The sequence below is a fragment of the Gammaproteobacteria bacterium genome (genome assembly GCA_019911805.1).
Lineage (GTDB): Bacteria > Pseudomonadota > Gammaproteobacteria > Thiohalobacterales > Thiohalobacteraceae > JAHJQQ01.
This window is the reverse complement of the sequence record JAIOJV010000077.1, coordinates 275,503-297,604: the sequence shown is the minus strand read 5'-3', so window position 1 is coordinate 297,604 and position 22,102 is coordinate 275,503. Positions and strand designations below refer to the sequence as shown.

14 protein-coding genes and 1 pseudogene are annotated in these 22,102 nt (G+C 68.4%); 7 read left to right on the top strand and 8 right to left on the bottom strand.

What is annotated here, in order from left to right:
- From K8I04_10420 to glgP, 3 genes are all read right to left on the bottom strand, one after another.
- A partial coding sequence (locus K8I04_10420; protein MBZ0072123.1) for an FtsX-like permease family protein occupies positions 1-1,377 on the bottom strand: 1,377 nt, incomplete at its 3' end.
- A complete protein-coding gene (locus K8I04_10415; GenBank protein MBZ0072122.1) occupies positions 1,374-2,129 on the bottom strand; it encodes an ABC transporter ATP-binding protein in 756 nt (251 codons plus the stop codon). The genes K8I04_10415 and K8I04_10420, both read right to left, overlap by 4 nt.
- A complete protein-coding gene (gene glgP / locus K8I04_10410; protein MBZ0072121.1) occupies positions 2,129-4,702 on the bottom strand; it encodes an alpha-glucan family phosphorylase in 2,574 nt (857 codons plus the stop codon). Before glgP ends, K8I04_10415 begins: the two co-directional genes overlap by 1 nt.
- A 544-nt stretch (positions 4,703-5,246) precedes the next feature.
- Between glgP and K8I04_10405 the strand changes: the two genes are divergently transcribed.
- The 4 genes and pseudogenes from K8I04_10405 to K8I04_10390 all read left to right on the top strand — a co-directional run bounded on the left by K8I04_10405 (position 5,247) and on the right by K8I04_10390 (position 12,112).
- The gene (locus tag K8I04_10405; GenBank protein ID MBZ0072120.1) at positions 5,247-6,005 is read left to right on the top strand and encodes a TVP38/TMEM64 family protein; all 759 of its coding nucleotides are present in this window, start codon (positions 5,247-5,249) and stop codon (positions 6,003-6,005) included.
- Positions 6,002-8,257 (top strand): hypothetical protein, encoded by a 2,256-nt coding sequence (locus K8I04_10400; GenBank protein ID MBZ0072119.1) that lies wholly within the window; start codon positions 6,002-6,004, stop codon positions 8,255-8,257. Before K8I04_10405 ends, K8I04_10400 begins: the two co-directional genes overlap by 4 nt.
- Positions 8,254-9,540 (top strand): glycosyltransferase, encoded by a 1,287-nt coding sequence (locus K8I04_10395; protein ID MBZ0072118.1) that lies wholly within the window; start codon positions 8,254-8,256, stop codon positions 9,538-9,540. The genes K8I04_10400 and K8I04_10395 overlap by 4 nt, the downstream gene beginning before the upstream one ends.
- 115 nt (positions 9,541-9,655) lie before the next feature.
- Positions 9,656-12,112: pseudogene (locus tag K8I04_10390) on the top strand (endonuclease/exonuclease/phosphatase family protein).
- Here the strand turns inward: K8I04_10390 and K8I04_10385 are convergent.
- The 3 genes from K8I04_10385 to K8I04_10375 all read right to left on the bottom strand — a co-directional run bounded on the left by K8I04_10385 (position 12,083) and on the right by K8I04_10375 (position 14,898).
- The gene (locus K8I04_10385) at positions 12,083-12,691 is read right to left on the bottom strand and encodes a DUF502 domain-containing protein (GenBank protein ID MBZ0072117.1); all 609 of its coding nucleotides are present in this window, start codon (positions 12,689-12,691) and stop codon (positions 12,083-12,085) included. The pseudogene K8I04_10390 and the gene K8I04_10385 sit on opposite strands and share 30 nt — an antisense overlap.
- A 96-nt stretch (positions 12,692-12,787) precedes the next feature.
- Positions 12,788-14,065: an ergothioneine biosynthesis protein EgtB gene (egtB, locus tag K8I04_10380; GenBank protein ID MBZ0072116.1), complete on the bottom strand. Its 1,278-nt coding sequence runs from the start codon at positions 14,063-14,065 to the stop codon at positions 12,788-12,790.
- Positions 14,066-14,358: 293 nt separating this feature from the next.
- Positions 14,359-14,898 carry a DUF2058 domain-containing protein gene (locus tag K8I04_10375; protein ID MBZ0072115.1) on the bottom strand — a complete coding sequence of 180 codons (540 nt, stop codon included), beginning with the start codon at positions 14,896-14,898 and terminating at the stop codon, positions 14,359-14,361.
- A 784-nt stretch (positions 14,899-15,682) separates the two neighbouring features.
- Here K8I04_10375 and K8I04_10370 point away from each other — a divergent pair.
- Positions 15,683-16,504, top strand: a complete 822-nt coding sequence (locus K8I04_10370; protein MBZ0072114.1) for an NYN domain-containing protein — start codon at positions 15,683-15,685, stop codon at positions 16,502-16,504.
- A gap of 202 nt (positions 16,505-16,706) precedes the next feature.
- Complete coding sequence (locus K8I04_10365) at positions 16,707-17,405, top strand: glutathione S-transferase family protein (protein MBZ0072113.1); 699 nt, start codon at positions 16,707-16,709, stop codon at positions 17,403-17,405.
- 45 nt (positions 17,406-17,450) lie between these two features.
- On the opposite strand, the gene K8I04_10360 is transcribed toward K8I04_10365, so the two are convergent.
- Both K8I04_10360 and K8I04_10355 read right to left on the bottom strand, forming a co-directional pair.
- Positions 17,451-20,513: an efflux RND transporter permease subunit gene (locus K8I04_10360; GenBank protein ID MBZ0072112.1), complete on the bottom strand. Its 3,063-nt coding sequence runs from the start codon at positions 20,511-20,513 to the stop codon at positions 17,451-17,453.
- The gene (locus tag K8I04_10355) at positions 20,510-21,553 is read right to left on the bottom strand and encodes an efflux RND transporter periplasmic adaptor subunit (GenBank protein MBZ0072111.1); all 1,044 of its coding nucleotides are present in this window, start codon (positions 21,551-21,553) and stop codon (positions 20,510-20,512) included. Before K8I04_10355 ends, K8I04_10360 begins: the two co-directional genes overlap by 4 nt.
- A gap of 306 nt (positions 21,554-21,859) precedes the next feature.
- On the opposite strand from K8I04_10355, the gene K8I04_10350 reads away from it, so the two are divergent.
- Positions 21,860-22,102 carry a hypothetical protein gene (locus tag K8I04_10350; protein MBZ0072110.1) on the top strand — a complete coding sequence of 81 codons (243 nt, stop codon included), beginning with the start codon at positions 21,860-21,862 and terminating at the stop codon, positions 22,100-22,102.

The following is a 22,102-nucleotide window of genomic DNA, read 5'->3' as shown; positions in this document are numbered from 1 at the left end:
GGCCGGCACCACCCGCGTGGCAAGGCGCGCGGCGCCGGGCAACAGCAGCAAGGCACCGGCCAGGATCAGCACGACGGCGGCGTAGCCGAAGACCGGCACGCCCCACAGCGGCGGCGGCAGGCACAGCAGCAGCGCCGTACCGAAACAGACCAGTGCCGCCCGCCACCCGCCACGCGCCTGCAGGACGTCCTCCTCGGCGCCCGCGTGCAGGGCCCGCGCCGGCACGCTGCGCAGCGCCTCGCGCCCCGGCAGCCAGGCACCGGCCACGCCGGCGACCGCGCCCAGCAACAGATAGGCGAGGCTGACACCCGGCTGCAGTCGCAGCCGCGGCGTCACTGCCTGAAAGTAGCCGGCACCGAGATCGCCACCGAGCAGCGCGAAGGCCGCGGCGCTCAGCGCATAGGCCAGCGCCACGCCGAGCGCGCCGCCGAGGAGCCCGATCACGGCGCCCTCGGTCAGCAGCCCGCGGAACAGCGTCGCGCGGTCCATGCCGAGCGCACGCAGGAAGGCGAACTCCTGGCGGCGCCGCACCACCGCCAGCACCTGGGTGGAAAAGACCAGGAAGCCGCCGGTGAGCAGGGCGATCGCCGCGAGCATGGTCAGATTGACACGGTAGGCGCGCGTCAGGGCCGCGGTCTGCGCCGCGCTCGCCTCCGGTGCCAGCAGTTCGACCCCCGCCGGCAGCAGCGCGTGCAGCCGTACCTGCGCCTGGGCGCGGGACACCCCGGGCGCCAGGCGCAGATCGATGCGCGTCAACACGCCGATGCGACCGAACAGCCGCTGCAGCGCGGCGATGTCCATCACCGCCAGTCGCTGGCCGACGCCGGCGCCCGGCACCGTGCCGGCGACGTGCAACGCGCGTTCGCCCAGGCCCGCCTGCACCACCAGCCGGTCGCCGGGATCGAGCCCGAGCGCCACGCGGGCCGCCGGGCTGAGGAAGACGTTGTCGGGCCGCAGCGCCGCGAGCCGGTCCTGGGCCCCGGCAGGCAGCGCCTCGGCAGCGGCCACCGGTACCAGCCGCGGGTACAGTTGTGCGGCGCGGAACACATCGATGCCAAGCAGGCGCAGCGGTGCCTCGCGCCCCGGCAGGTGCGCCTCGATCTCCAGCAGCGGGGCCGCCTGCGCCACCTCGGGTCGTTGTGCCAGCGTCGCATACAACGCCGCATCGAAGCCGCCGCGCGGACCGAGGACCTGCAGATCGGCCTCACCCGCCAGCAACCGCAGGTCGTGGCCGAACTCCTCCAGGGCGGCGCTGTGGATCAACTGCACCGCGAGGCCGAGGGCGACGCCCAGCGCGATCGCCAGCAGCGACAGCGCCGTCGCCAGACGCCGGCGCAGCAAGCTCGCCAGGAACAGGCGCAGCAGCGCGGCATTCATACCGGCCCACCACCGGGCCCGCCAGCAGGCCTGTCAGCGGCGACGAGTCCGGCACGTGTCAGCCGCAGCACGCGATCGGCCCGGGCCGCCGCGACGGATGAGTGCGTCACCAGGATCGCGGCCGCGCCGACGGCACGGCTGTTTTCCAGCAGCAGATCGAGCACCCCGGCCGCGCGCTCGGGATCGAGATTGCCGGTCGGTTCATCCGCCAGCACCAGCGCCGGGCGGTGCACCAGGGCGCGCGCGATCGCCACCCGCTGCAGTTCGCCGCCGGACAGATGCCGGGGCCAGTCGGCGGCGCGCTCGCCCAGCCCGACGCGCACCAGCATGGCCTGCGCCCGGGCCGCCGCCTGCACCCGGTCGACGCCCAACAGCCACAGCGGCAGGGCCACGTTCTGGGTGAGATCCAGATGTGGCAGGACGTGGAAGGCCTGAAACACGAATCCGTATTGGTGCCGCCGCAGGCGCGCGAAACTGTCCTCGTCCAGCGCGGTCACCTCCACGCCGGCGAGCGTGATCCGTCCGCCATCGACCGGCTCCAGGCCGGCGATGCAGTTGAGCAGGGTGGACTTGCCGACGCCCGATTCGCCCATGATGGCGACGCATTCGCCCGCCGCCACCGCCAGCGAGACCGCCGTGAACAGGGGCACGGCACCGGCGGTGAACCCTTTGCTGAGTCGCTGCACGTCGAGCAGGGGGCTGGGCAGGGGGGTGGGACGCCGGTCCCCGGGCGCATCGTCGTCGGCCGCCATCACCGTGTCGCTGCGTCCCTGCTGACCTGTGCGCGCCCCGACCACCACGTGATCAGATGGTTCTCCACGGGGATGTGTGCGTCCGGGTGAAACGGCACGATGCGGGGCGTGAAGTCGGTGTGCGGCCGCTGCAGGTCGGTCGGGGCGCGGTAGAGATAGCCGTTGCTGGTGCCGGGTATGCCCTCGCCCCGCTGCATGACGATGCACAGGGGCGCCCCATCACCCGCGGCATCCGCATACAGCTGCACCTGTACGGCCGTGGTGGAGATCTCCCCCAGGTAGACCTGCAGCTCGAAACGCCGGCTGTCCGGCCCCTCGTGCACCACCAGATTGGCCAGGTGGACGTTCTGCCAGTGGCGGTGCAGCCGTCCATCCCACTCGCACAGCTCGCGGCCGAGCCGTCCGTCTTGCGTGCCGCGCGCGCGCACGGCGCGCGCGGCTGGCAGGTAGAGCTGCTCGATGTATTCGCGCAGCATGCGCGTGGCGCTGAACTGCGGCGCGAGGCGCGCCATGCTCGCCCGCATCCGCCGGACCCAGTCGCGCGGGATGCCGTCGGGGTCGCGCGCGTAGAACAGCGGTACGACCTCGTCTTCGAGCAGCCGGTAGAGCTGCTCCGCCTCCCGCGCGTCCCAGACCTGTGGGTCGGCATGCTCGCGGCCGTCGCCCAGGGCCCAGCCGACCTCGGGCGCATAGGCCTCCGCCCACCAACCATCGAGCTCCGAGAGATTGAGACCGCCGTTGACCAGCACCTTCATGCCGCTGGTGCCACAGGCCTCCCAGGGGCGCCGCGGCGTATTCAGCCAGACATCGACGCCCTGCACCAGTTCCTGCGCCAGGGCGATGTCATAGTCCTCCAGGAATACCACCCGGGCGCGGACCTCGGGCCGCCTCACGAACGCCATCCAGGTCTGGACGAACTGTTTACCACGCTCGTCGCGCGGGTGCGCCTTACCCGCCACGATCAACTGCACGGGCCGGCCCGGGCGGGTCAGCAGCCGCAGCAGGCGTTGCGGATCGCGCAGCAGCAGATCGGGCCGTTTGTATTCGGCGAACCGGCGTGCGAAACCCAGGGTGAATGCATTCGGATCGAGGGCCTGGTCCGCCAGCGCAATCGTCCCGGCGTCCTCGCCGCGCTGCCCCAGGTGGAGTGCCAGCCGTCGCCGCGCATAGCCCACCAGGTCGGCCCGTTCCCGCCCACGGAACGCCCACAGCGCCTCGTCGCTGACGTTCTGCAGGATCGCCTCGGCCAGGCCTTCGCCGCCCCTGCGCCAGCGTTCCTTGCCCGCCGCCCGGGTCCAGGCCTCGTCCGCCCAGGGCGAATCCCACGACGGCACATGCACGCCGTTGGTCACGTGCGTCACCGGTACCTCGCCGCGCGGCCAGCGTGGATAGAGCACCTGGAAGAGCGACCGGCTGACCTCGCCGTGCAGACGACTGACACCATTGACGGTGCTGCAGGTGCGCATCGCCAGATACGCCATATTGAACGGCTCACCGACGGCGGCGGTATCGCTGCGTGCCAGGGCGACGAGTGCCTGCGGGTCGACCCCGAGGCGTTCCGCATACTGACGGCCGTACTTGAGCAGCAGCGCGGGATCGAAGCGGTCGAAGCCGGCCGCGACCGGTGTATGGGTCGTGAACACGTTGCCGGCGCGCGTCGCCCACAAGGCCGTTTGAAAGTCGACCTGGTGGCGCTCCATGAACGAACGCGCCCGCTCCAGGCCCACCAGGGCCGCGTGGCCCTCGTTGAGGTGGCAGACGTCGATCTCCAGGCCCAGCGCCTCGAGCACCCGCCAGCCGCCGATGCCGAGCGCGATCTCCTGCAGCAGCCGGGTCTCGCCCCCGTCGCCGTACAGCTTGCTGGTGATGCCCCGGTCGCTGGGGCTGTTGAGCGGCGCATTACTGTCGAGCAGATACAGGTCGACGCGGCCGACGCGCGCCTGCCAGACGCGGAAGTGCACCGGGCGCCCGGGCAGCTGCAGGGATACCTGCAGCCAGGCGCCGGAGGCGGACTGCACTGGCGCGATGGGTATGCTGGTCGGGTCGTTGTAGGGATAGAATTCCAGCTGCCGGCCGTCGTGATCCACCGTCTGGCGGAAATAACCCTCCTGATACAGCAGGCCCACACCCACCACCGGCACACCCAGGTCGCTGGCCGCCTTGAGGTAATCGCCGGCCAGGATGCCCAGACCGCCGGCGTACAGCGGCAATGCCTCGCCCAGGCCGAACTCCATGCTGAAGTAGGCGACCCGCTTGAGCTCGGCCTGCGGATAGGTCTCACCGTACCAGCCGGGCTGCCGGCAATACTCGGCGTGGGCCTCGGCCAGTTGCTGCAGCCGGGCCTTGAACGGCGCATCGGCATCGAGTGCCGCGAGGCGCTCCCTGGTCAGGCTCTGCAGCATGACGTGGGGATTTCCGGTCTGCTCCCAGAGTTGCGGGTCGATGTGCTTCCACAGCTCGTCGCCCGCATGACTCCAGGTCCAGCGCAGATCACGGGCCAGGAAGCTGACCCGTCCCGCCAGGGCGCGCAGCCCGGTGGGTAGCGTATGCAGCGGGGATGGCTCGAACCTCATGATCTCCTGCCTGGTTGCGCCGGTGGTGGGCGTGGGCCTGCCGTACAGGGAAACACTATAGCCGAGACGCTGAACGATGGTCGGGTTCCGCCCATCCCTGTGCCCCCCTCGATCATCACGGCGACCGACCCCACACCGTTGTGCACTGCCGGTGCCACGGCCCCCGGGCGGAAAGGCCCGCCGGATCCCCGCCAGACCCTGTGGGATCAGGGTCCACGAGACGAGCGCCACACCGCGCCGCAGCGGTCACAGTGACACCGACCGGTGTCTGCGGACGGCCTGCTAGACTGCAGGAGAGGGCGGTGCCCGCGATCGGATTCAACCGCCCGGGCGCAGCGGGAACACGGTCCGCACCCGGTCCGCCGGCGCAGGCGGGAAAACTGGCGGCGGGGCTGTGAGCGTACGCGCCGCTGCCACGCACAGCAGGCGGCACCTCGACGTACCCGGCAAAATATCTGGCCACGGAAGAACACGCAACGAAAAACCCGGCGCAGCGACGCGCCCTGACAGCTGGACGCAGACGGACACCGATGGACACGGGCTGATGACACCGATACAGGCCGCGAAACGACCCGCCGTGAGCCGCCTGCGCTCCCCGCTGTGGGGCCTCGCGGCCAGCCTGCTGTTCGTCGCCGCAATCCTCGCGCTGCTGATCCATCTCGGCGCCCACGAATGGATCCTGCAACTTTTGGAATGGTTCGACACCCACGGCGCGTGGGCCGCGCTGCTGTTCGTGGTGCTCATGGCGGCGGTCGTGGTGCTGGTGCTGCCAGGCGTGCTGTTCACCACCGGGGCGGGCTTCGTGTTCGGGGTGGTCAAAGGCTCGATCTACGTGGTGGTCGGCACCACGCTCGGCGCCACGCTGGCGTTTCTGATCGCGCGCCATCTGTTCGGGCAGCGCGCCCGGCGCTTCGTCATGGCGCACGCCAGACTGCGGCTGGTGAGCAACGAGCTGACGCCGCACGGCTGGAAGATCGTCCTGCTGACACGGCTGATCCCCTTCTTCCCCAGCAAGATCTCCAACTACTTCTTCGGCCTGACGCCCTTCTCGCTGCGCGGCTACGTCGGTGGTTCACTGCTGGGCTTCATCCCGTTTTCGGTCACCAGCGTCTACCTCGGCTCGCTCGCCGCGGACATCGGCACGCTGGGCGTGCGCAACGTCGGCCGCACGCCGCTGGAGTGGGGCCTCTACGGTGCCGGCTTCGTCGCCACCGTCGCCGTGGCGCTCTACCTCAACCGGCTCGCACGCCGCGCGCTGGCGCGCTACGTGGACCAGGGCGCGCTCGAAGAGGATCCGCAATGAACTGGATGAACTGGCTGCCCTGGCGTTTCGTCATCCGGCACCTCGCCCGCCGCCAGGGCTTCCTCGATCCCATCGCGCTGCTGGCGCGGCTGCACAGCTTCGCCCAACCTTCCGAGGTGGGCGAGCCCATCGAGTTGCTGCGCGCCGGGGTGGTGTTCCACGCCCGCGGCCTGATCAACAGCCGGGTCATCCAGCACAACCTCGACTGGGTCTGGCCCTACTGGATCGAGCGCCAGTTCGATCCGCACGATGAGTCATTCATCCCGCGCGCCTTCTCCATCACCCATATCAACCTCAGCCACCGCAACTGGACCGCGATCGGTCATCCGGACTGCGCGGAGCTGCCGATCGTCGATCCACGCGGCCTGCTCACGCCCTTCTTCGACGGCTGGTCGCTGGACGGCTGGCTGCTGGCCGACGACGGCCGCTGCCTGCTGCCCTCGCGGGCGGCGGACTGCCGGCAACGGCAGGTACTGGCTGCGGGCGCCTGCATCATCACCGAGACCGACCTGCCCGGGCTGGCTCTGACCAGCAGCGCCTGGGTGGAGCTGGAGGCCGGTGTCCCGGTGTGCCGGCTGCGCCTGCAAGCACATGCTGACACCCAGGCCCGGCTGGTGCTGGCGCTGCGCCCACAGAACCCCGAGGGCATCAGCTTCATCCACGCGCTGCGCCTGTCGCGGGCGCGCATGGCCTGGACCGTCGACGACACCCACCGGGTGGAATTCAGCGCCCCGGCGGCGCGACACCACGTCTCGGATTACCGTCACGGCGACGTCTACATCCACCTTGCGGATCGGGACGATCAGACCGAGGGCCACTGCGATGTCGGCATGGTCACGGCGGCAGCGCTGTTTCCGGTCGCGGCCGGTGCGCCGACGGCGATCGACGTGCGTATCCCACTCGCGAGCGACACCCACCCGGCAACCGGCGCGCTGGTCGCGGACGCCTGGGAACGCACCCGGCGTGGCCACTGCGAACTGACGTGCCCGGAGCCGCGCTACCAGTTCCTCTACGACGCCGCGATCACCTCGCTGATCCTGCATTCGCCCGACGACGTCTATCCGGGACCTTACACCTACAAACGCTTCTGGTTCCGCGATGCCGCCTTCATCATCCACGCCCTGCTGTGCGTCGGTCTGACGGAGCGCGCCGAGCGCGCCCTGGCGCGCTTCCCGGAGCGGCAGACGGCACGCGGTTACTTCCGCTCCCAGGACGGCGAATGGGACGCCAATGGCGAGGTGCTGTGGATCCTGCAACGCTTCTTCGCGCTGACCGGACGCTCCGTCCCGGCCGCATGGCACGGGCCCATCCTGCGTGGGGCACGCTGGATCATCCGCAAGCGGCTGGCCGACGATCTGGACGCACCGCATGCCGGGCTGCTGCCGGCGGGTTTCAGTGCCGAGCACCTCGGGCCCAACGACTACTACTACTGGGACGATTTCTGGGGCATCGCCGGCCTGCGCGCGGCGGCCACGCTGCTCGCCGCGCGGGACCCCCACAATGCCGTGGGCTGCGCGCGGGGTGCGGAGGATTTCGAGGCGGCGGTGGACCGCAGCCTGGCGGCCTGCGCCCAGCGCCTCGGCCGCCCGGCCATGCCGGCCTCGCCCTATCGACGCCTCGATGCCGGTGCCATCGGTTCACTGGCCTGCGGCTATCCGCTGCAACTGTGCGCGCCCGACGATCCGCGCCTGCTCGATAGTGTCGAGTTTCTGCTCGACCGTTGCTTCGTCCACGGTGCCTTCTATCAGGACATGATCCACTCCGGGCTCAACGCCTACCTCACCCTGCACGTCGCCCAGGTCCTGCTGCGCGCCGGCGACCCGCGCCACCTCGCGTTGCTGGATGCGGTCGCCGCGCTGGCCTCACCGACCGGCCAGTGGCCGGAGGCCATCCACCCGCGCACCGGCGGCGGCTGCATGGGCGACGGCCACCACGTCTGGGCGGCGGCCGAGTGGGTGCTGATGCTGCGCAACGGTTTCGTGCGCGAGGAAGGGGACGGCCTGATCCTGGGCGCCGGCATCCCGCCGCGCTGGCTCGAGCAGGGTGCGCCGATCAGCTTCGGCCCCGCGCCGACGGCATTCGGCGCAGTCACCGTCGAGATCACACCGAACCCGCTGGGCACCCCGCGCATCAGCTGGCGCGGCGCATGGCACCGGGGCGCGCCGCCCATCGAGATCCGCCTGCCGGGCTGCACGCCGGTGCGGCCGGCTGCGGACATGACCTCGATCACGCTCGGCGGCAAGGTCGCATGAACATCCTCATCCTCACCAACACCTACACGCCGCACGTCGGCGGCGTCGCCCGCTCGGTGGCGGCCTTCGCCGCGGAATACCGCCGGCGCGGCCACCGCGTACTGATCGTGGCCCCGGAGTTTCCCGATATGCCCGGGCACGAGACGGACGTGATCCGCGTGCCCGCGATCCAGAAATTCAATGCCAGCGACTTCTCTGTGGCGCTGCCCCTGGCGGCACAGATGAACGATGCCATCGACGCCTTCCAACCGGACATCGTCCACGCCCAGCACCCCTTTCTGCTCGGCATGACTGCGGTGCGCATCGCCCGCCGGCGGGAACTGCCGCTGGTGTTCACCCATCACACACTCTACGAGCAGTACACGCATTACGTGCCGGGCGACTCGCCGACGATGAAGCGCTTTGCCATCGAACTCGGCACCCGCTACGCCAATCTCTCCGATCAGGTGTTCGCGCCCAGCGAGAGCATCCGCGCGCTGCTGCTCGAACGCGGCGTGGACACACCCATCGAGGTGGTACCCACCGGCGTGCACCTGGAGAGCTTCGCCAGCGGCGACGGGGCCGCCGTGCGCCGGCAACTGGGCATCGCCGCCGAGGCCTTCGTGGTCGGCCATCTCGGCCGGCTCGCCCCGGAGAAGAACCTCGACTTCCTGACGCACGCAGTCGCGGAGGTCGTCGCCGGCGACGCGCACACGCACTTCCTGGTGATCGGCACCGGCCCGTCGGAGAAGTCCATACGGGAGCGCTTCGCCCGCGCCGGGCTCAGCACGCGGCTGCACGTCCTCGGCCTCCTGCAGGGCCGGCAGCTGGCGGCTGCGCTGCACGCCATGGACGTGTTCGCCTTCGCGTCGTTGAGCGAGACCCAGGGCATGGTGCTGACCGAGGCGATGGCGGCCGGCCTGCCGGTGGTGGCGCTGGACGCGCCCGGCGCCCGCGAGGTGGTGGACGACGGCAGCAACGGCCGCCTGCTGCGCGCGGCGGCGCCGGCAGCCTTCGCGGCAGGCCTGCGCTGGGTTGCCGCGCAGGGGCCGGACGTGCGCAGTGCGTTGCGACAGGCGGCACTCGACACCGCCGCGGCCTTCTCCATGCCCCGCTGTGCCGACCGCGCGCTCGCCTGCTACGCTGCGCTCCAGCCGCGCGCGGCGGCCGACACCCACGCGCACGAAACTGGTTGGGAGGAGGTCATCATCGCGATCAAGACGGAGTGGGACATCCTGAAGAGCATGGCCGGTGCGGGGGATGCGGCGCTCGGCACCGGTCTGTTCCCGGAAAAGGAGGACTGATGCGGATGCTGCGTCCCCCGCCGACGCATAGGAGCCTCTCGGACGTGAGACTGATCTGCTGCGCTCCCACCTTGCTCGCCATGATCGCTCCAGTCCGGCAGGCTCCCGGGCAGCGATGATCGCCCGGATCGAGATCGGCCTCCGGCGTCTGCGCCACCGCCTCAGCCGCAGCGTCTGGCTGGCGCGCCTGCTGCGCCTGCCGGTATCCGCGGGTGCGCCGACACGGCCGGGGCTGGTCATGATCCAGATCGATGGGCTGTCGCGGCCGGAATTCGAGCGGGCGCTGGCGCGCGGCGAGCTGCCGTTCCTGCGCCGGCTCATGGCGCGCGAACAGTACCGCACCCACAGCCACTATGCGGGCCTGCCGGCAACCACGCCCGCCGTCCAGGCGGAGCTGTTCTATGGCGTCGCCGGCGCGGTGCCGGCCTTTTCCTTCCTGGACCGGGAAAGCGGGGAGGTGGTCCGCATGTACGACCCGGAGGCGGCGGCGCGGGTCGAGGCGCGGCTCGTGGCCGATGGCGATGAGCCGCTGCTCAAAGGCGGCAGTGCCTATGCGGATGTCTTCACCGGCGGCGCGGCGGAGTCGCACTTCTGCCCGGCGTCCATGGGCTGGGGTCCGACGCTGCGCGCCGCCAATCCGCTGGTGGTGACGGCGTTCCTGTTAGCCAACCTCTACAGCTTTCTGCGCGTCGGGGTGCTGATGCTGCTGGAGTTGGGCCTGGCGCTGGTCGATTGCGTGCGTGGCCTCCGGCGCGGGTACGACTTGCTGAAGGAGCTGAAATTCATCCCGACCCGGGTAGGCATCTCCATCCTGCTGCGCGAACTGTGCGTGATCGGCGGCAAGATCGACGTCGCCCGCGGTCTGCCCAGCGTGCACATCAACTTCCTCGGCTACGACGAACAGTCGCATCGCCGTGGGCCGCGCTCGCTGTTTGCGCACTGGACGCTGAAGGGTATCGACGATGCCATCGCCCGGCTATGGCGCGCCGCCAACCGCTCGCCGTGGCGCCAGTACGAGGTCTGGGTGTATTCCGATCACGGTCAGTCCATGACCCAGGCCTACCGGGACCGGCAGGGCTATCCGCTGGACGAGGCAGTGACGGCGGCCTTCACGACGGCCGGGGTGCATGCGCCTGGCATCGACACCGGCAGCGGCGCCGGTCCGGGGGATGCCGGCGGCATCCAGACCCAGCGCGTGCGTCTGCTCGGCGGCCGCCACGTGCAGCGCCTGTTCGCGGTGCTCGGTATGGACGGCCTCGCCCACAACGAGGCCCGACCCCGCGTGGCCGCGCTCGGGCCGGTCGCTCATGTCTATTCTCCGCTGGCCCTGGACGCCGCCGTGCGCGACGTCATCGCGCGGGACCTGGCGCATTCCCACAAGGTGCCGGTCGTGCTCCACCGAGACGGGACGGGGCAACTGCACGCCTGCACTAACGTTGGCGAATTCCGCCTGCCGCAGGACACGGCCACGCTGTTCGGGCCGGACCATCCCTTCCTCGACGCGCTCGGCCCGGACCTGCTGCGTCTGTGTGAACATCCGGACGCCGGCGATTTCGTCCTGCTGGGCTGGCGTGCGGGCGTGCCGCCACTGACCTTCGCCACCGAGAACGGCAGCCATGCCGGTGCCGCACCGGACGAGACCCACGGCTTCGCCCTGCTCCCCGACGATGCCCCACTGGCGGCGCGCAGGGCTCCCTATCTGCGCCCCCTCGACCTGCGCACCGCGGCGCTACGCCACCTCGGCCGGTCGGTCCGCCGGCCGGCGGACGCCACCGTGGGCGTACCCGTACGCGCACCCTCGGATGCGCCCATACGCCCAGCCGCGGCACGCGCGGAGACCCTGCGGGTGATGACCTACAACGTGCACAGCTGCATCGGCATGGACGGCAAGATCGATCCCGAACGCATCGCCCGTATCATCGCCCGTGCCCGGCCGGACGTAGTGGCGTTGCAGGAACTCGACGTCGGCCGCGGCCGTACCCACGGTCTGGATCAGGCGCAGCTGATCGCGCGTTGCCTGGAGATGGATTTCCATTTTCATCCGGCCGTGCACCTGGAGGAGGAACGCTACGGTGACGCCATCCTGACGCACCTGCCACGCTGTCTGGTCAGGGCCGCCCCGCTGCCGGGGCTCGCCGACAAACCGCAGCTCGAACCGCGCGGGGCGCTGTGGGTAAGCGTCGACCTGCACGGCAGGACGGTGCAGATCCTCAACACCCATCTGGGGTTGAACGTGCGCGAGCGTATGGCGCAGACGGAGGCACTGCTCGGCGCAGACTGGCTGGGGAACGTACACTGCCGCACGCCGGTGATCCTGTGCGGGGACTTCAACGCCCTGCCGTCGTCGGCGGTATGCCGACGACTCGCCAGGCGCCTGAACGATGTCCAGATCGAGGCGCGCCAGCACCGCCCGCGCAGCACCTTCTCGGGGCGCTTCCCGACGCTGCGCATCGACCATATCTTCGTCAGCCCGGACATCGAGGTGACCGGCATCGAGGTACCGAATTCCGCGCTCGCGCGCGTCGCCTCCGATCATCTGCCGCTAGTGGCGGACTTGCGGATCCCGTGTGGGGTCGCCGGTCACGCCGGCGGTGATCACGAAGCGCATGGCCTCTTCCATGCCCATGTCCAGCGGGTGCACCGCGCTGCGTGGCACGAACACGGCATAGCCACCAATCTGGTAGCTCATGGGCAGATAGACCAGCACGCGGTCCTGCCCGTGGAATTCTGTGGGCAGGCGCCCGGTATCCGCCTGCGTGACGAAGCCGATCAGCTGCATCTCACCGAGCGTGACCGCCACCACCTGGCCGAAGTCTTTCTTGCGCTCAGGTGAGAAATAATCCATCAGGTCGCGGAGCGCGGAGTACACCGATTTGATCAAAGGCAGGCGTGTGAAGATCCGCTCGCCCAGCGCGAACAGGCGCCGCACCGCCAGGGCGCGCATCAGTAACCCCACCACGAATGCCGCCAGCAGACCGATGGCCACGCCCATTCCGGGCCAGTAGGCGCCCATCGGGAGTACCGTCTTGAGCAGCGTACCCAGCGCTGCCTCGGCAGACACCACCAGCCAGTAGAACAGGTAGAGCGTCAGCACCACGGGCAGAATCGTGATCAGGCCGGTAAGGATGTTCCTGCTGATGGCGCGCATCATGTCGGTGTCCTCGTTCGCGATGTCGCGCCATGATGCAGCACAACCGCCCGCCTTGCACGGGCGGCCGGTGACGGTCGCAACACGCGGCGGCGGCCCTCAGAGATCGTCTGCGAGACGCAGCCCGCTGAACTGCCAGCGGTCGTGCGGATAGAAGAAGTTGCGGTAGCTGGCGCGTATGTGCCCGGCCGGAGTCGCGCACGAACCGCCGCGCAGCACGAACTGACCACACATGAATTTACCGTTGTATTCACCCAGCGCCCCACCCAACGGCCGATAGCCCGGATAGGCCGCATAGGCCGAAGACGTCCATTCCCAGACGTCGCCGAACATCTGCGTCAGACCGGTGTGCGCAGTGGCGGCCGGTTGCAGCCAGCCGTTGGTGGCGAAGTTGCCCCGTACCGGCAGGCGCGTCGCAGCCACCTCCCATTCCATTTCCGTGGGCAACCGCTTACCACACCAGCGCGCGTAGGCGTCCGCCTCGAAGTAGCTCAGATGACAGACCGGTGCATCCGGATCGAGTGGCGTCCAGCCCGCGAGCGTCATGTGCTCCCAGTCCCCGGCCGTGCGCTCCCAATAGAGTGGATGATCCCATTTCGCGTTGCGTATCTGTGCCCAGCCCGCGGACAGCCAGAGCTCGGCGCGCCGATAGCCGCCGCCCTCGACGAAGGCCAGGTACTCGGCGTTGCTCACCGGCCGGGATGCGAGCAGGAACGCCTCCAGAAACACCCGGTGGCGCGGAAACTCAGTATCGAAACCGAAGCCGTCGCCGTCATGACCAATCTCATGGAGCCCCGCTGGAAAAGCGATCCAGTCCGCCTTCGGCGCGGCACAGCGCGGCGCGGCGTTCGCGTGATACACCGGACGCAGCGGGCTGTACGCGAAGATGTGCTTGATGTCCGTGACCAGCAGTTCCTGGTGCTGCTGCTCGTGGTTCAACCCCAGCTGTACCCGTTGGCGAATGGCATCGGCATGTTGCGCGGGCGGATCCGCCAGCAGCCGCGCCATCGCCGCATCGACATGCCGGCGGTAGGCGAAGACCTCTGCAACGGTCGGCCGCGCCAGCAGGCCGCGTTCCGGGCGCGGGTGAAAGGTGCCCACGGTTTCGTAGTAGGAATTGAACAGGTGCGCGAACTGCGGGTGGAACTCCGTGTAGCCGCGCGCGAACGGCTTGAGCACGAAGGTCTCGAAGAACCAGGACACGTGGGCGAGGTGCCATTTCGGCGGACTGACGTCCGGCATGGTCTGAATCCCATAGTCCTCGACTGCGAGCGGGGCGCACAACGCCTCCGATGCCGCGCGCACGCGCCGGTACTCCTCGCTGAGCGACGCGGCGCGCTCGGACACGCGGGCCGTGGATATCTCTGACAGGGTCATAACGCACCTTCCTGTGAACAGAAGAAGCCGCTGCCGGACTCGGGCGGATATCCGCGCTGCGTCCAGCTGTATTGAAGTCTAGTTGATCATGCGCCGTGTGCCGCACGGCCGCTGCAGGGCAGCGAATCGTAGCAACGCAGCATCAGCGCCTGGCAGGTAACGCGGAATGTAGTGGGTAGCCTTGTGCAGCCTATGGTCTTGTGGTCTTGTCTGTGTTTTTCCGTGTGCTTCCGTGGCCAATAACAGATTTTCCGCCTCACGCCTCACGCCTCACGCCTCACAACCCATCCCGCCTACCACATCAGATCATCCGGAACCTTGTAGTCCGCGTAAGGATCCTCCGCGTCCTCTGCCTGCGGCTGCGCGGTCGCGCGGCTGACGATACAGGCGGGATCGCGCTGCAGGATCCGGTCCGCCACGACCGCCGGGACGACTTCATAGCCCTCGTCGTAGCGGACGATGGCGAGCACACCACCCGCCAGCCGGTCGCGGATCATCTCAGTGACAAAGATCTTTCTGATGGCCGCGCCATCCTGGAAGTTGTAGCCGACCTCGCCGTCGTGCGGCAGTCGGTTCAATTCGATCAGCTGCCGGATCTGCGCCTGCACCGCCTTGCGCTCGGCCTCCTCCTGGTGCCGGCGGTTGAGTTCGCGGTCGCGCTCGGCGGCCTCGGCCGCGGCCTGCCGCGCCGCCACTGCCGCCTCATCGACCGTCTCGATCTTCTGTTTCAGTTTCTGCTTCTGCTGCTTGCTCTTCGCCTTCTGCGCCTCGTTGAGCCTGGCCTTGTTCACCAGGCCGGCCTTGAGGAACTGATCGCCAAAGGAATTGGCCATGGGTTTCACCTTCGTTTTTGCGATGTGGAGGGGCTGGGGTGGCCTGGGGTGATTCTAACCCAGGGGCGGCCCAGGGGCGGCATACTGCCGACCGCGGCCCGCCCGGCAGCGCCGTCGGCGTTGCCGCCGGCCGGACACTTGGGCACTATGACGCGCTAGACTGTGAACATGGGCGCTGTCCCCACCGGCACGGACCGGAGGCCGCTGTTTTTGGCCACGGAATCCACGGAACAACACGGAAAAAGTCATGATATAAAATCCGGAAACCCGACCGCGATGAGATGACTGCGGGCTACGTCGCTGCTGCCCCATAAACCAAAACCTATATTGGCCACGGAAACACACGGAAGACATTGAAGGAGCCTCTGATTAATCCGTCATTGCGAGAATGCCTAGACCCGAAGGGTGAGGTACCCATAATGAAGCCCGCAGGGCTTCTATGGGCGTAGCGACGCGGCACCAGCGAGCTTGCGAGCGCAGAACGCCCGCAGGGGTGAGCGCAGCGAATAATCTCCAAGCTGTTGATCTACCGTAGAAGGAGATTGCTTCGCTTCGTTCGCAATGACGGTACGACGAATTAATCAGATTCCTGAAATGAAACTGCGTCACGAAGCTCTGCCTCAGCACCTGGCGGGTGACGTAGGTTGTCGTATGACGCATATGATCTTGTCCGTGTATTTCCGTGTGTTTCCGTGGCCAATATAGGTTTTGGTTTATGGGACGGCAGTGGGTATACAGAGTGAATTTTTCCGGGCAAGCACGAACACCCACCAGGAGCATATCCATGACAGGTAAACCGCAGACCCAGAACATGGCCTTGTTCTGCGACTTCGAGAACGTCGCGCTGGGCGTGCGCGACGCCAAGTATGCCGACTTCGACATCCAGAAGGTGCTCGAGCGCCTGCTGCTCAAGGGCAGTATCGTGGTCAAGAAGGCCTACTGCGACTGGGACCGCTACAAGGCGTTCAAGGGGGCGATGCACGAGGCGGCCTTCGAGCTGATCGAGATCCCACACGTGCGCATGTCCGGCAAGAACTCCGCCGACATCCGCATGGTGGTCGATGCCCTGGATCTCTGCTATACCAAGTCCCACGTCGACACCTTCGTGATCATCAGCGGTGACTCCGACTTCTCGCCGCTGGTCAGCAAGCTGCGCGAGAACAACAAGATCGTCATCGGGGTGGGTGTGAAGAACTCCACCTCCGACCTGCTGATCGCCAACTGCGACGAGTTCATCTACTACGACGATCTGGTGCGTACGGAGCAGAAGCAGCGTCGTACCAAGAAGAAGACCCCAACCAACAAAAAGGTCGCCGCCGTGAAGCCGGCCGAGAAGACCGACGCGGACCGCAAGCAGGAAGGCATGGATCTGCTGCTGGCGATGGTCGAGGACCTGTTCGAGGAGCGCGGCGAACAGGAGAAGGTATGGGGCTCCATGGTCAAGCAGGCCATCAAACGCCGCAAGCCCGGCTTCGCTGAGCGCTACCACGGCTTCCGCAGCTTCGGCGAGATGCTCGAGGAGGCCGAGGCACGCAAGCTCCTGCAGCTGCAGCGCGACGAGAAGTCCGGTGGCTACGTCATCACGGGACTGGCGCCGGTGGGGTGAGGCGGTGCGATCGCTGCGCCGGCGGCCCGGACAATGCACGGGGCGCTGAGAAATACGCCCCAAAATACCCTCCAAGATACCCTCAAGGTGCACCGTACCCACCCATCGCTGTGTGACGCGATCACTGACCCGCGCCTCCCGCCTGGCCGATGATCGTCCAGCCCGCATCCGGGCATGGCATTGAGGGATGGGGAGAGCTCCGATGATCGAACTGCACCAGTTCCGGCCCTTCTGGGGCCTGCCGAACGCCAGTCCGTTCTGCATGAAGGCGGAGACGTATCTGCGCTTTCGTGATATCCCGTTCCGCGCGGTCCCGAGTGGACCGCGGCGGTCACCGACGGGGCAGATCCCGTTCGTCGTCGACGACGGCCAGATGATCGCGGATTCGGAGGCGATCGTCCGGCACTACGAGGCACGGCAGGCGACGCCGCTGGATGCAGGACTGAGCGCGGCAGAGCGTGCGACGGCATTCTTTGTCCGTGAACTGGTGGAGGAGCGGCTCTATTGGCAGGTGGTGTTCATGCGCTGGGGCGATCCGGCGGGCTGGGCGGTGTTCCGGCCCGACCTGGTGAAATCGCTACCCCTGTTCATGCGCGGCCCCTTGCTGTTCCTGATCCGCCGCACGCTCTTACGGCAGCTGCGCCGGCGCGGGCTGTCGCCGGCGGACCCGGTGGGTGCATATGCACAAGGCCAGCGGCTGCTGGATGCACTCGCCGACCTGCTGGGCGACCAGCCCTTCTTCCTCGGCGACGCACCGCGCACGCTCGACATGAGCCTGTACGCCTTCCTCGCCAACATCCTCGACCAGCCGCACGGCAATGCACTGCAGGCACACGGCCGCGCGCACGCCAACCTCGTCGCCTATTGCGCGCGCATGCGGGCGCGCTGCTATCCGGCCTGACGCGCCGGGCGACATGGGCATGGGTCGGCGGGAATCAGTGGCAGATCATGGCGGATGCCGGGCGTCACCCAGCCGGTACCACACCGCATACAACGCCGGCACGAACAGCAGCGTGATCGCCGTGCCGGCGAGCACACCGCCGATCAGGACATAGGCGAGCGGTCCCCAGAAGCCGTCGAAGGTCAAAGGTACGAAGGCGAACGCGGCCGCCACTGCGGTCAGCATCACCGGCCGGGCACGCCGCACGGCGGCCTCGATCACGGCGCTCTGCGCCGCCATGCCGTCACGCAGGTTGTCGGTGACCTGCTGGGTCAGGATCAGCGTGTTGCGCATCAGGATGCCCGCCAGGCCGATCAGACCGAGCAGCGCGACGAAACCGAACGGCTGATTGAACAGCAGCAGCGCGACGGTGGCGCCGATCAGCCCCAGCGGTGCGGTCGCGATCACCATGAAGGTGCCGGAGAAGCTGCGCATCTGCAGCATTACGAAGATGAGCATCAGGCCGACCATCACCGGCAGCAGCTTCTGAATCGACGCATCGGCCTTGCCCGACTCCTCCACCGTACCACCGATATCGATGTGATAACCCGCAGGCAGCGTCGCGCGGATCTGCGCCAGATCGCGCCAGATGACCTCGGTCACGTCCGGCGGCTGTGCGCCGCGCACCTCCGCGTTCACCGCCAGAAAAGGCTCGCGGTTGTAGCGCTTGATCACGACATCCTCGTACACCGTCTCGATGCGACCGAGGTGGATGACCGGTACCTTGTGGCCCGCGGGCGTCTTGATCTCCAGCCCCGCCAGTTGCTCCGGTGTCACGTCGTGCCGGCCGCGCGCGCGCACCTGCACCGCGCGGATACCCTGCCGCACCTCGGCGACCGCGACGCCGTCGAGCAGGAACTGCAGCTGCTCGGCGACCCCACGCGGCGTGAGTCCCATGCGCTGCAGCCGTTCGGTATCGATGGCCAGATGCAGCACGGGCGCCCGCTCGTCCCATTCCAGATGCGGTTCCACCGCGTGGGGATTCGCCGCCATCACCGCGCGCACGGCATGGCCGAGACGACGCAACTCGGCCGGGTCGGGACCGAGGATGCGAAAGCTCAACGGCCACACCACGGGTGGGCCATAGAGCAGCTGGGTGACGTGCATCCGCGCCTCCGGGAACTCGCCGGCGTCGATGTGGCGCTGGAGCGTGGCCATGACCGTGTCACGCGCGCTCACATCGTGGGCTACGGCGATGATCTTCGCGAATGCGGGGTCCGGCAGCTCGGGATTGGCGGAGATGAAGAAGCGCGGCGCGCCGGCACCGACGTAGGCCGACAGCGTCCTGACCTCGGGCATCTGCGCCAGGAGCGCCTCGATGCGCCGCACGACCGCGTCCGTGCCGGCGATGGCGCTGCCCTGCGGCAGCGACACGCCCACCAGTACCTCGGTGCGGTCGGAGGTGGGAAAGAACTGCTTCTGCACCGGCCCGGCCATGCCGACGACGGACAGTAGCAGCAGGCCCACGGTACCCGCGACCACCCACGTGCGGTGTACCACGCAGGCGCCGATGAGCGCGCGCAGCTGCCGGTAACGCGGTGTCTGATACAGTTCGATCTCGGCCCGGAGCGCCTCGCCCGCACGGATCTCCGGCAGCAGCCGATAACCCAGGTACGGCGTGAACACCACCGCCACCAGCCACGACGACAGCAGCGCATAGGCCAGCACCCAGAAGATGTTGCCGGCATACTCACCGACACCCGATTGGGCGAAGCCGATGGGCACGAAGCCGGCCACACTGACCAGCGTACCGAACAGCATGGGTGCGGCGGTGACGTTCCAGGCGTGCGCCGCGGCATGGGCGCGCTGCCAGCCCTCCTCCATCTTCACCAGCATCATCTCGATGGCGATGATGGCATCGTCGACCAGCAGGCCGAGTGCGATGATCAGTGCACCCAGCGTCACGCGATCGAGGTCGATGCCGGTGATCTCCATCAGCAGGAAGGTGATGCCGAGCGTCACCGGGATGGCGATACCCACCACCAGGCCGGCGCGCAGGCCGATGGCGAGGAAGCTCACCAGCATCACGACGCCGACGGCGGCCAGAAACTTGAGCTGGAACAGATCGACGGCCCAGACGATGGCATCGGCCTGATTGGTGAGCTGCGTGAGCGCCATGCCCAGCGGCAGTTGCGCACGCTCCTGCGCGAGAAAGCCGGCGAGGCGCTCGCCCAGCTCCAGGCCGTTTTCGCCCCGCTGCATCACGACGCCGAGCAGCAGCGCATCCTCGCCCTGGGCGCGCACCAGATAGGCAGGCGGATCTTCATACCCCGGGCGCACGTCAGCGAGTTCGTCCAGCCGCAGGATACGCTCGCCCACGCGCACCGGCACCGCACGCAGCGCGGCGGGGTCGGACAGATCCGCGTCGACCCGCAGATACAGCCGCGGCCCCTGTGTCTCGAACTGCCCCGCCGGCTGGACGCGGTTGTGCGCATCGATGGCGGCGAAGATCTGCTGCGGCGACACACCCAGATTCAGCAGCCGGGTCGTGTCGAATTCGAGATAGACGCGCTCCGGACGTTCACCGAGCAGCAGCGCCTTGTGCACACCCGCGACACGCTGCAGCCGGTCACGGACCGCCTCCGCCTCGCGCGTGAGCTCACGCAGCGGCAGCCCCGGCGCGGAGAGCGCCAGCAGCGTGAAGTAGACATCCGAGAAATCGTCGTTGACGATGGGCCCGACCACGCCCTGCGGCAGTTGCGGGGCCTCGTCGAGCATGCGCTTGCGCACCTCATAGAACAGATCGGGGATCTTCTCGCTCGGTGTGTAGTCGTGGAATTCGACCTGCAGATCGGCGCGCCCGGGCCGCACGGTGGTCTCGATACGGTAGAGGTACTCGACCTCCTGGATACGCTTCTCCAGACGGTCGACGGCCTGCATCTGCAGCTGCTCGGCGGTCGCGCCCGGCCACAGCACCGACACCACCATCACGCGCACGGTGAAGGCCGGATCCTCGGCGCGCCCCAGCGTCGCGAAGGCATAGATGCCCGCGAAGATCGACGCCAGCAGGAAGAACAGCGTGATCTCGCGCTCGCGCACGGCGAGCGCGGAGAGGTTCGGGAAACTCATCTAACCTGTTCCCGTACCGCCATATCCGGCGTCAGCAGATGCGTGCCGAAGGCCACCACGCGCGCCGCGGTGGGTAACGCGGCGCTGATGCGCGCCGTCTCCTGCCCCAGGGAGACGACTGTGACCGGCAACGGCTGCGCCCGGCCGTCCACCACCCGCCAGACGCGTGGCCCCTCGGCGCGTTCGTCGAGCGCCCCGATCGGCACGGCGAAGATCGGCCCGGCCGGTGCCGCCGCCTGCAGCGTCACGCGCACCACCGAGCCCAGGGCGAAGCTGGCGCCGTGCTCGAGCTGGTAGCGCGCCCGCCAAGTCAGACTGGCCGGGTCGGCGGCACCGGCCACCTCACGCAGCGTGATCGCGACGGGGGTCCCATCGGTACCGATCGCCTGCCCCCGCTGCGGTGCGGCGCCGTCGGGCAGCGCCACCTCGATCTCACGCATGCCCTCGACCGCGAGGAGCGCCAGGGTCTGGCCGCTCTCGACCACCTGCCCGGCCTCGCCCTGTACCTCGACGAGCACACCCGCACGGTCGGTACGCAACACGGCATAGCCGAGTCCATTGCGCGCGCGTTCGAGATCGGCCTCCGCCGCCGTGAGCCGGGCACGCGCGGTGCGTTCCGCCAGGACGGCACGATCATAGGCCTGCTGGCCGATAAACCCCTTCTGCAGCAGGTCCCGGTGGCGTTCGAGTTCGTCCTGTGCGGTCTTCACTTCGGCCGCGGCGGCCGCGCGCGCGGCCGCGGCGGCGTTCAAGGATTCGTGCAAGTCCTTGGGGTCCAGCTCGAACAGCACCTGTCCGGCCGCGACCGTCTGGCCGGCATCGACATGGCGCACCGCGATACGGCCATCCACCTGAAACGCCACCGGGGTTTCGAAGCGGGCCCGCACGCGGCCCGTCAGTCCGAGCTGCGGCGGGCCGTCACTGCGCACCGCGACCGTGCGGACCCAGGGCGGGGCCGCGGCGGCAAGCGGCGGCTCCTCGGTCTTCGAACACCCGCTCAGCGCCATAGCGATGAGCGTCAGGAGGACGGCGAAAGGCATGGTGGTGGTTCCCCGGCGGTACCGGCGTGTTGTCATAGTTGTGCCTATGGTAAGGGAATTCCGCCGAAGTCCGTACCATGGATTCCCACCTCGGCCTGCCTGACAACCACGGGCGGCCCCCCGGCCCCCGGCCCCCGAATCCCGAATCCCGAATCCCGAATCCCGAATCCCAAACCCCGGACATTCGTCAAATAAAGCTCAAAATTTCGTTATAGGGGCGTCAAGACAATTTTGTTCTATTCCGGCCCGTTCGTTGGTAAAGTGGCTCATCTCCTGTCTTTTCAACCTACTGCGAGGACTGGTCCGATGCACACGCGCGGCTCCCGGCGGGCGCTGGTGGTCACCCTGATCCTGGGGGCAGCCAGCGCCGGCCTGTACCTGTTGCTGTTCCTGTTCTCCGCCAAGCTGCCGGAGCTGGCCGAGGCCACCCGCCAGGGCGAGAAGCTCTATGCCCTCGTGCCGCTGGTGATCGCCATGGTGTTCTCGCTGGTACACGGCGCCTTCACGGGCTACTTCTGGGACCTGCTGGGCCTGCGCGCCAAAAAATAA

What these genes read in the sequence shown, in the direction of transcription:
- K8I04_10415 (MBZ0072122.1), bottom strand. Translation starts at nt 2,129, where the DNA reads ATGGCGGCCGACGACGATGCGCCCGGGGACCGGCGTCCCACCCCCCTG.
- glgP (MBZ0072121.1), bottom strand. Translation starts at nt 4,702, where the DNA reads ATGAGGTTCGAGCCATCCCCGCTGCATACGCTACCCACCGGGCTGCGC.
- K8I04_10405 (MBZ0072120.1), top strand. Translation starts at nt 5,247, where the DNA reads ATGACACCGATACAGGCCGCGAAACGACCCGCCGTGAGCCGCCTGCGC.
- K8I04_10400 (MBZ0072119.1), top strand. Translation starts at nt 6,002, where the DNA reads ATGAACTGGATGAACTGGCTGCCCTGGCGTTTCGTCATCCGGCACCTC.
- K8I04_10395 (MBZ0072118.1), top strand. Translation starts at nt 8,254, where the DNA reads ATGAACATCCTCATCCTCACCAACACCTACACGCCGCACGTCGGCGGC.
- K8I04_10385 (MBZ0072117.1), bottom strand. Translation starts at nt 12,691, where the DNA reads ATGATGCGCGCCATCAGCAGGAACATCCTTACCGGCCTGATCACGATT.
- egtB (MBZ0072116.1), bottom strand. Translation starts at nt 14,065, where the DNA reads ATGACCCTGTCAGAGATATCCACGGCCCGCGTGTCCGAGCGCGCCGCG.
- K8I04_10375 (MBZ0072115.1), bottom strand. Translation starts at nt 14,898, where the DNA reads ATGGCCAATTCCTTTGGCGATCAGTTCCTCAAGGCCGGCCTGGTGAAC.
- K8I04_10370 (MBZ0072114.1), top strand. Translation starts at nt 15,683, where the DNA reads ATGACAGGTAAACCGCAGACCCAGAACATGGCCTTGTTCTGCGACTTC.
- K8I04_10365 (MBZ0072113.1), top strand. Translation starts at nt 16,707, where the DNA reads ATGATCGAACTGCACCAGTTCCGGCCCTTCTGGGGCCTGCCGAACGCC.
- K8I04_10360 (MBZ0072112.1), bottom strand. Translation starts at nt 20,513, where the DNA reads ATGAGTTTCCCGAACCTCTCCGCGCTCGCCGTGCGCGAGCGCGAGATC.
- K8I04_10355 (MBZ0072111.1), bottom strand. Translation starts at nt 21,553, where the DNA reads ATGCCTTTCGCCGTCCTCCTGACGCTCATCGCTATGGCGCTGAGCGGG.
- K8I04_10350 (MBZ0072110.1), top strand. Translation starts at nt 21,860, where the DNA reads ATGCACACGCGCGGCTCCCGGCGGGCGCTGGTGGTCACCCTGATCCTG.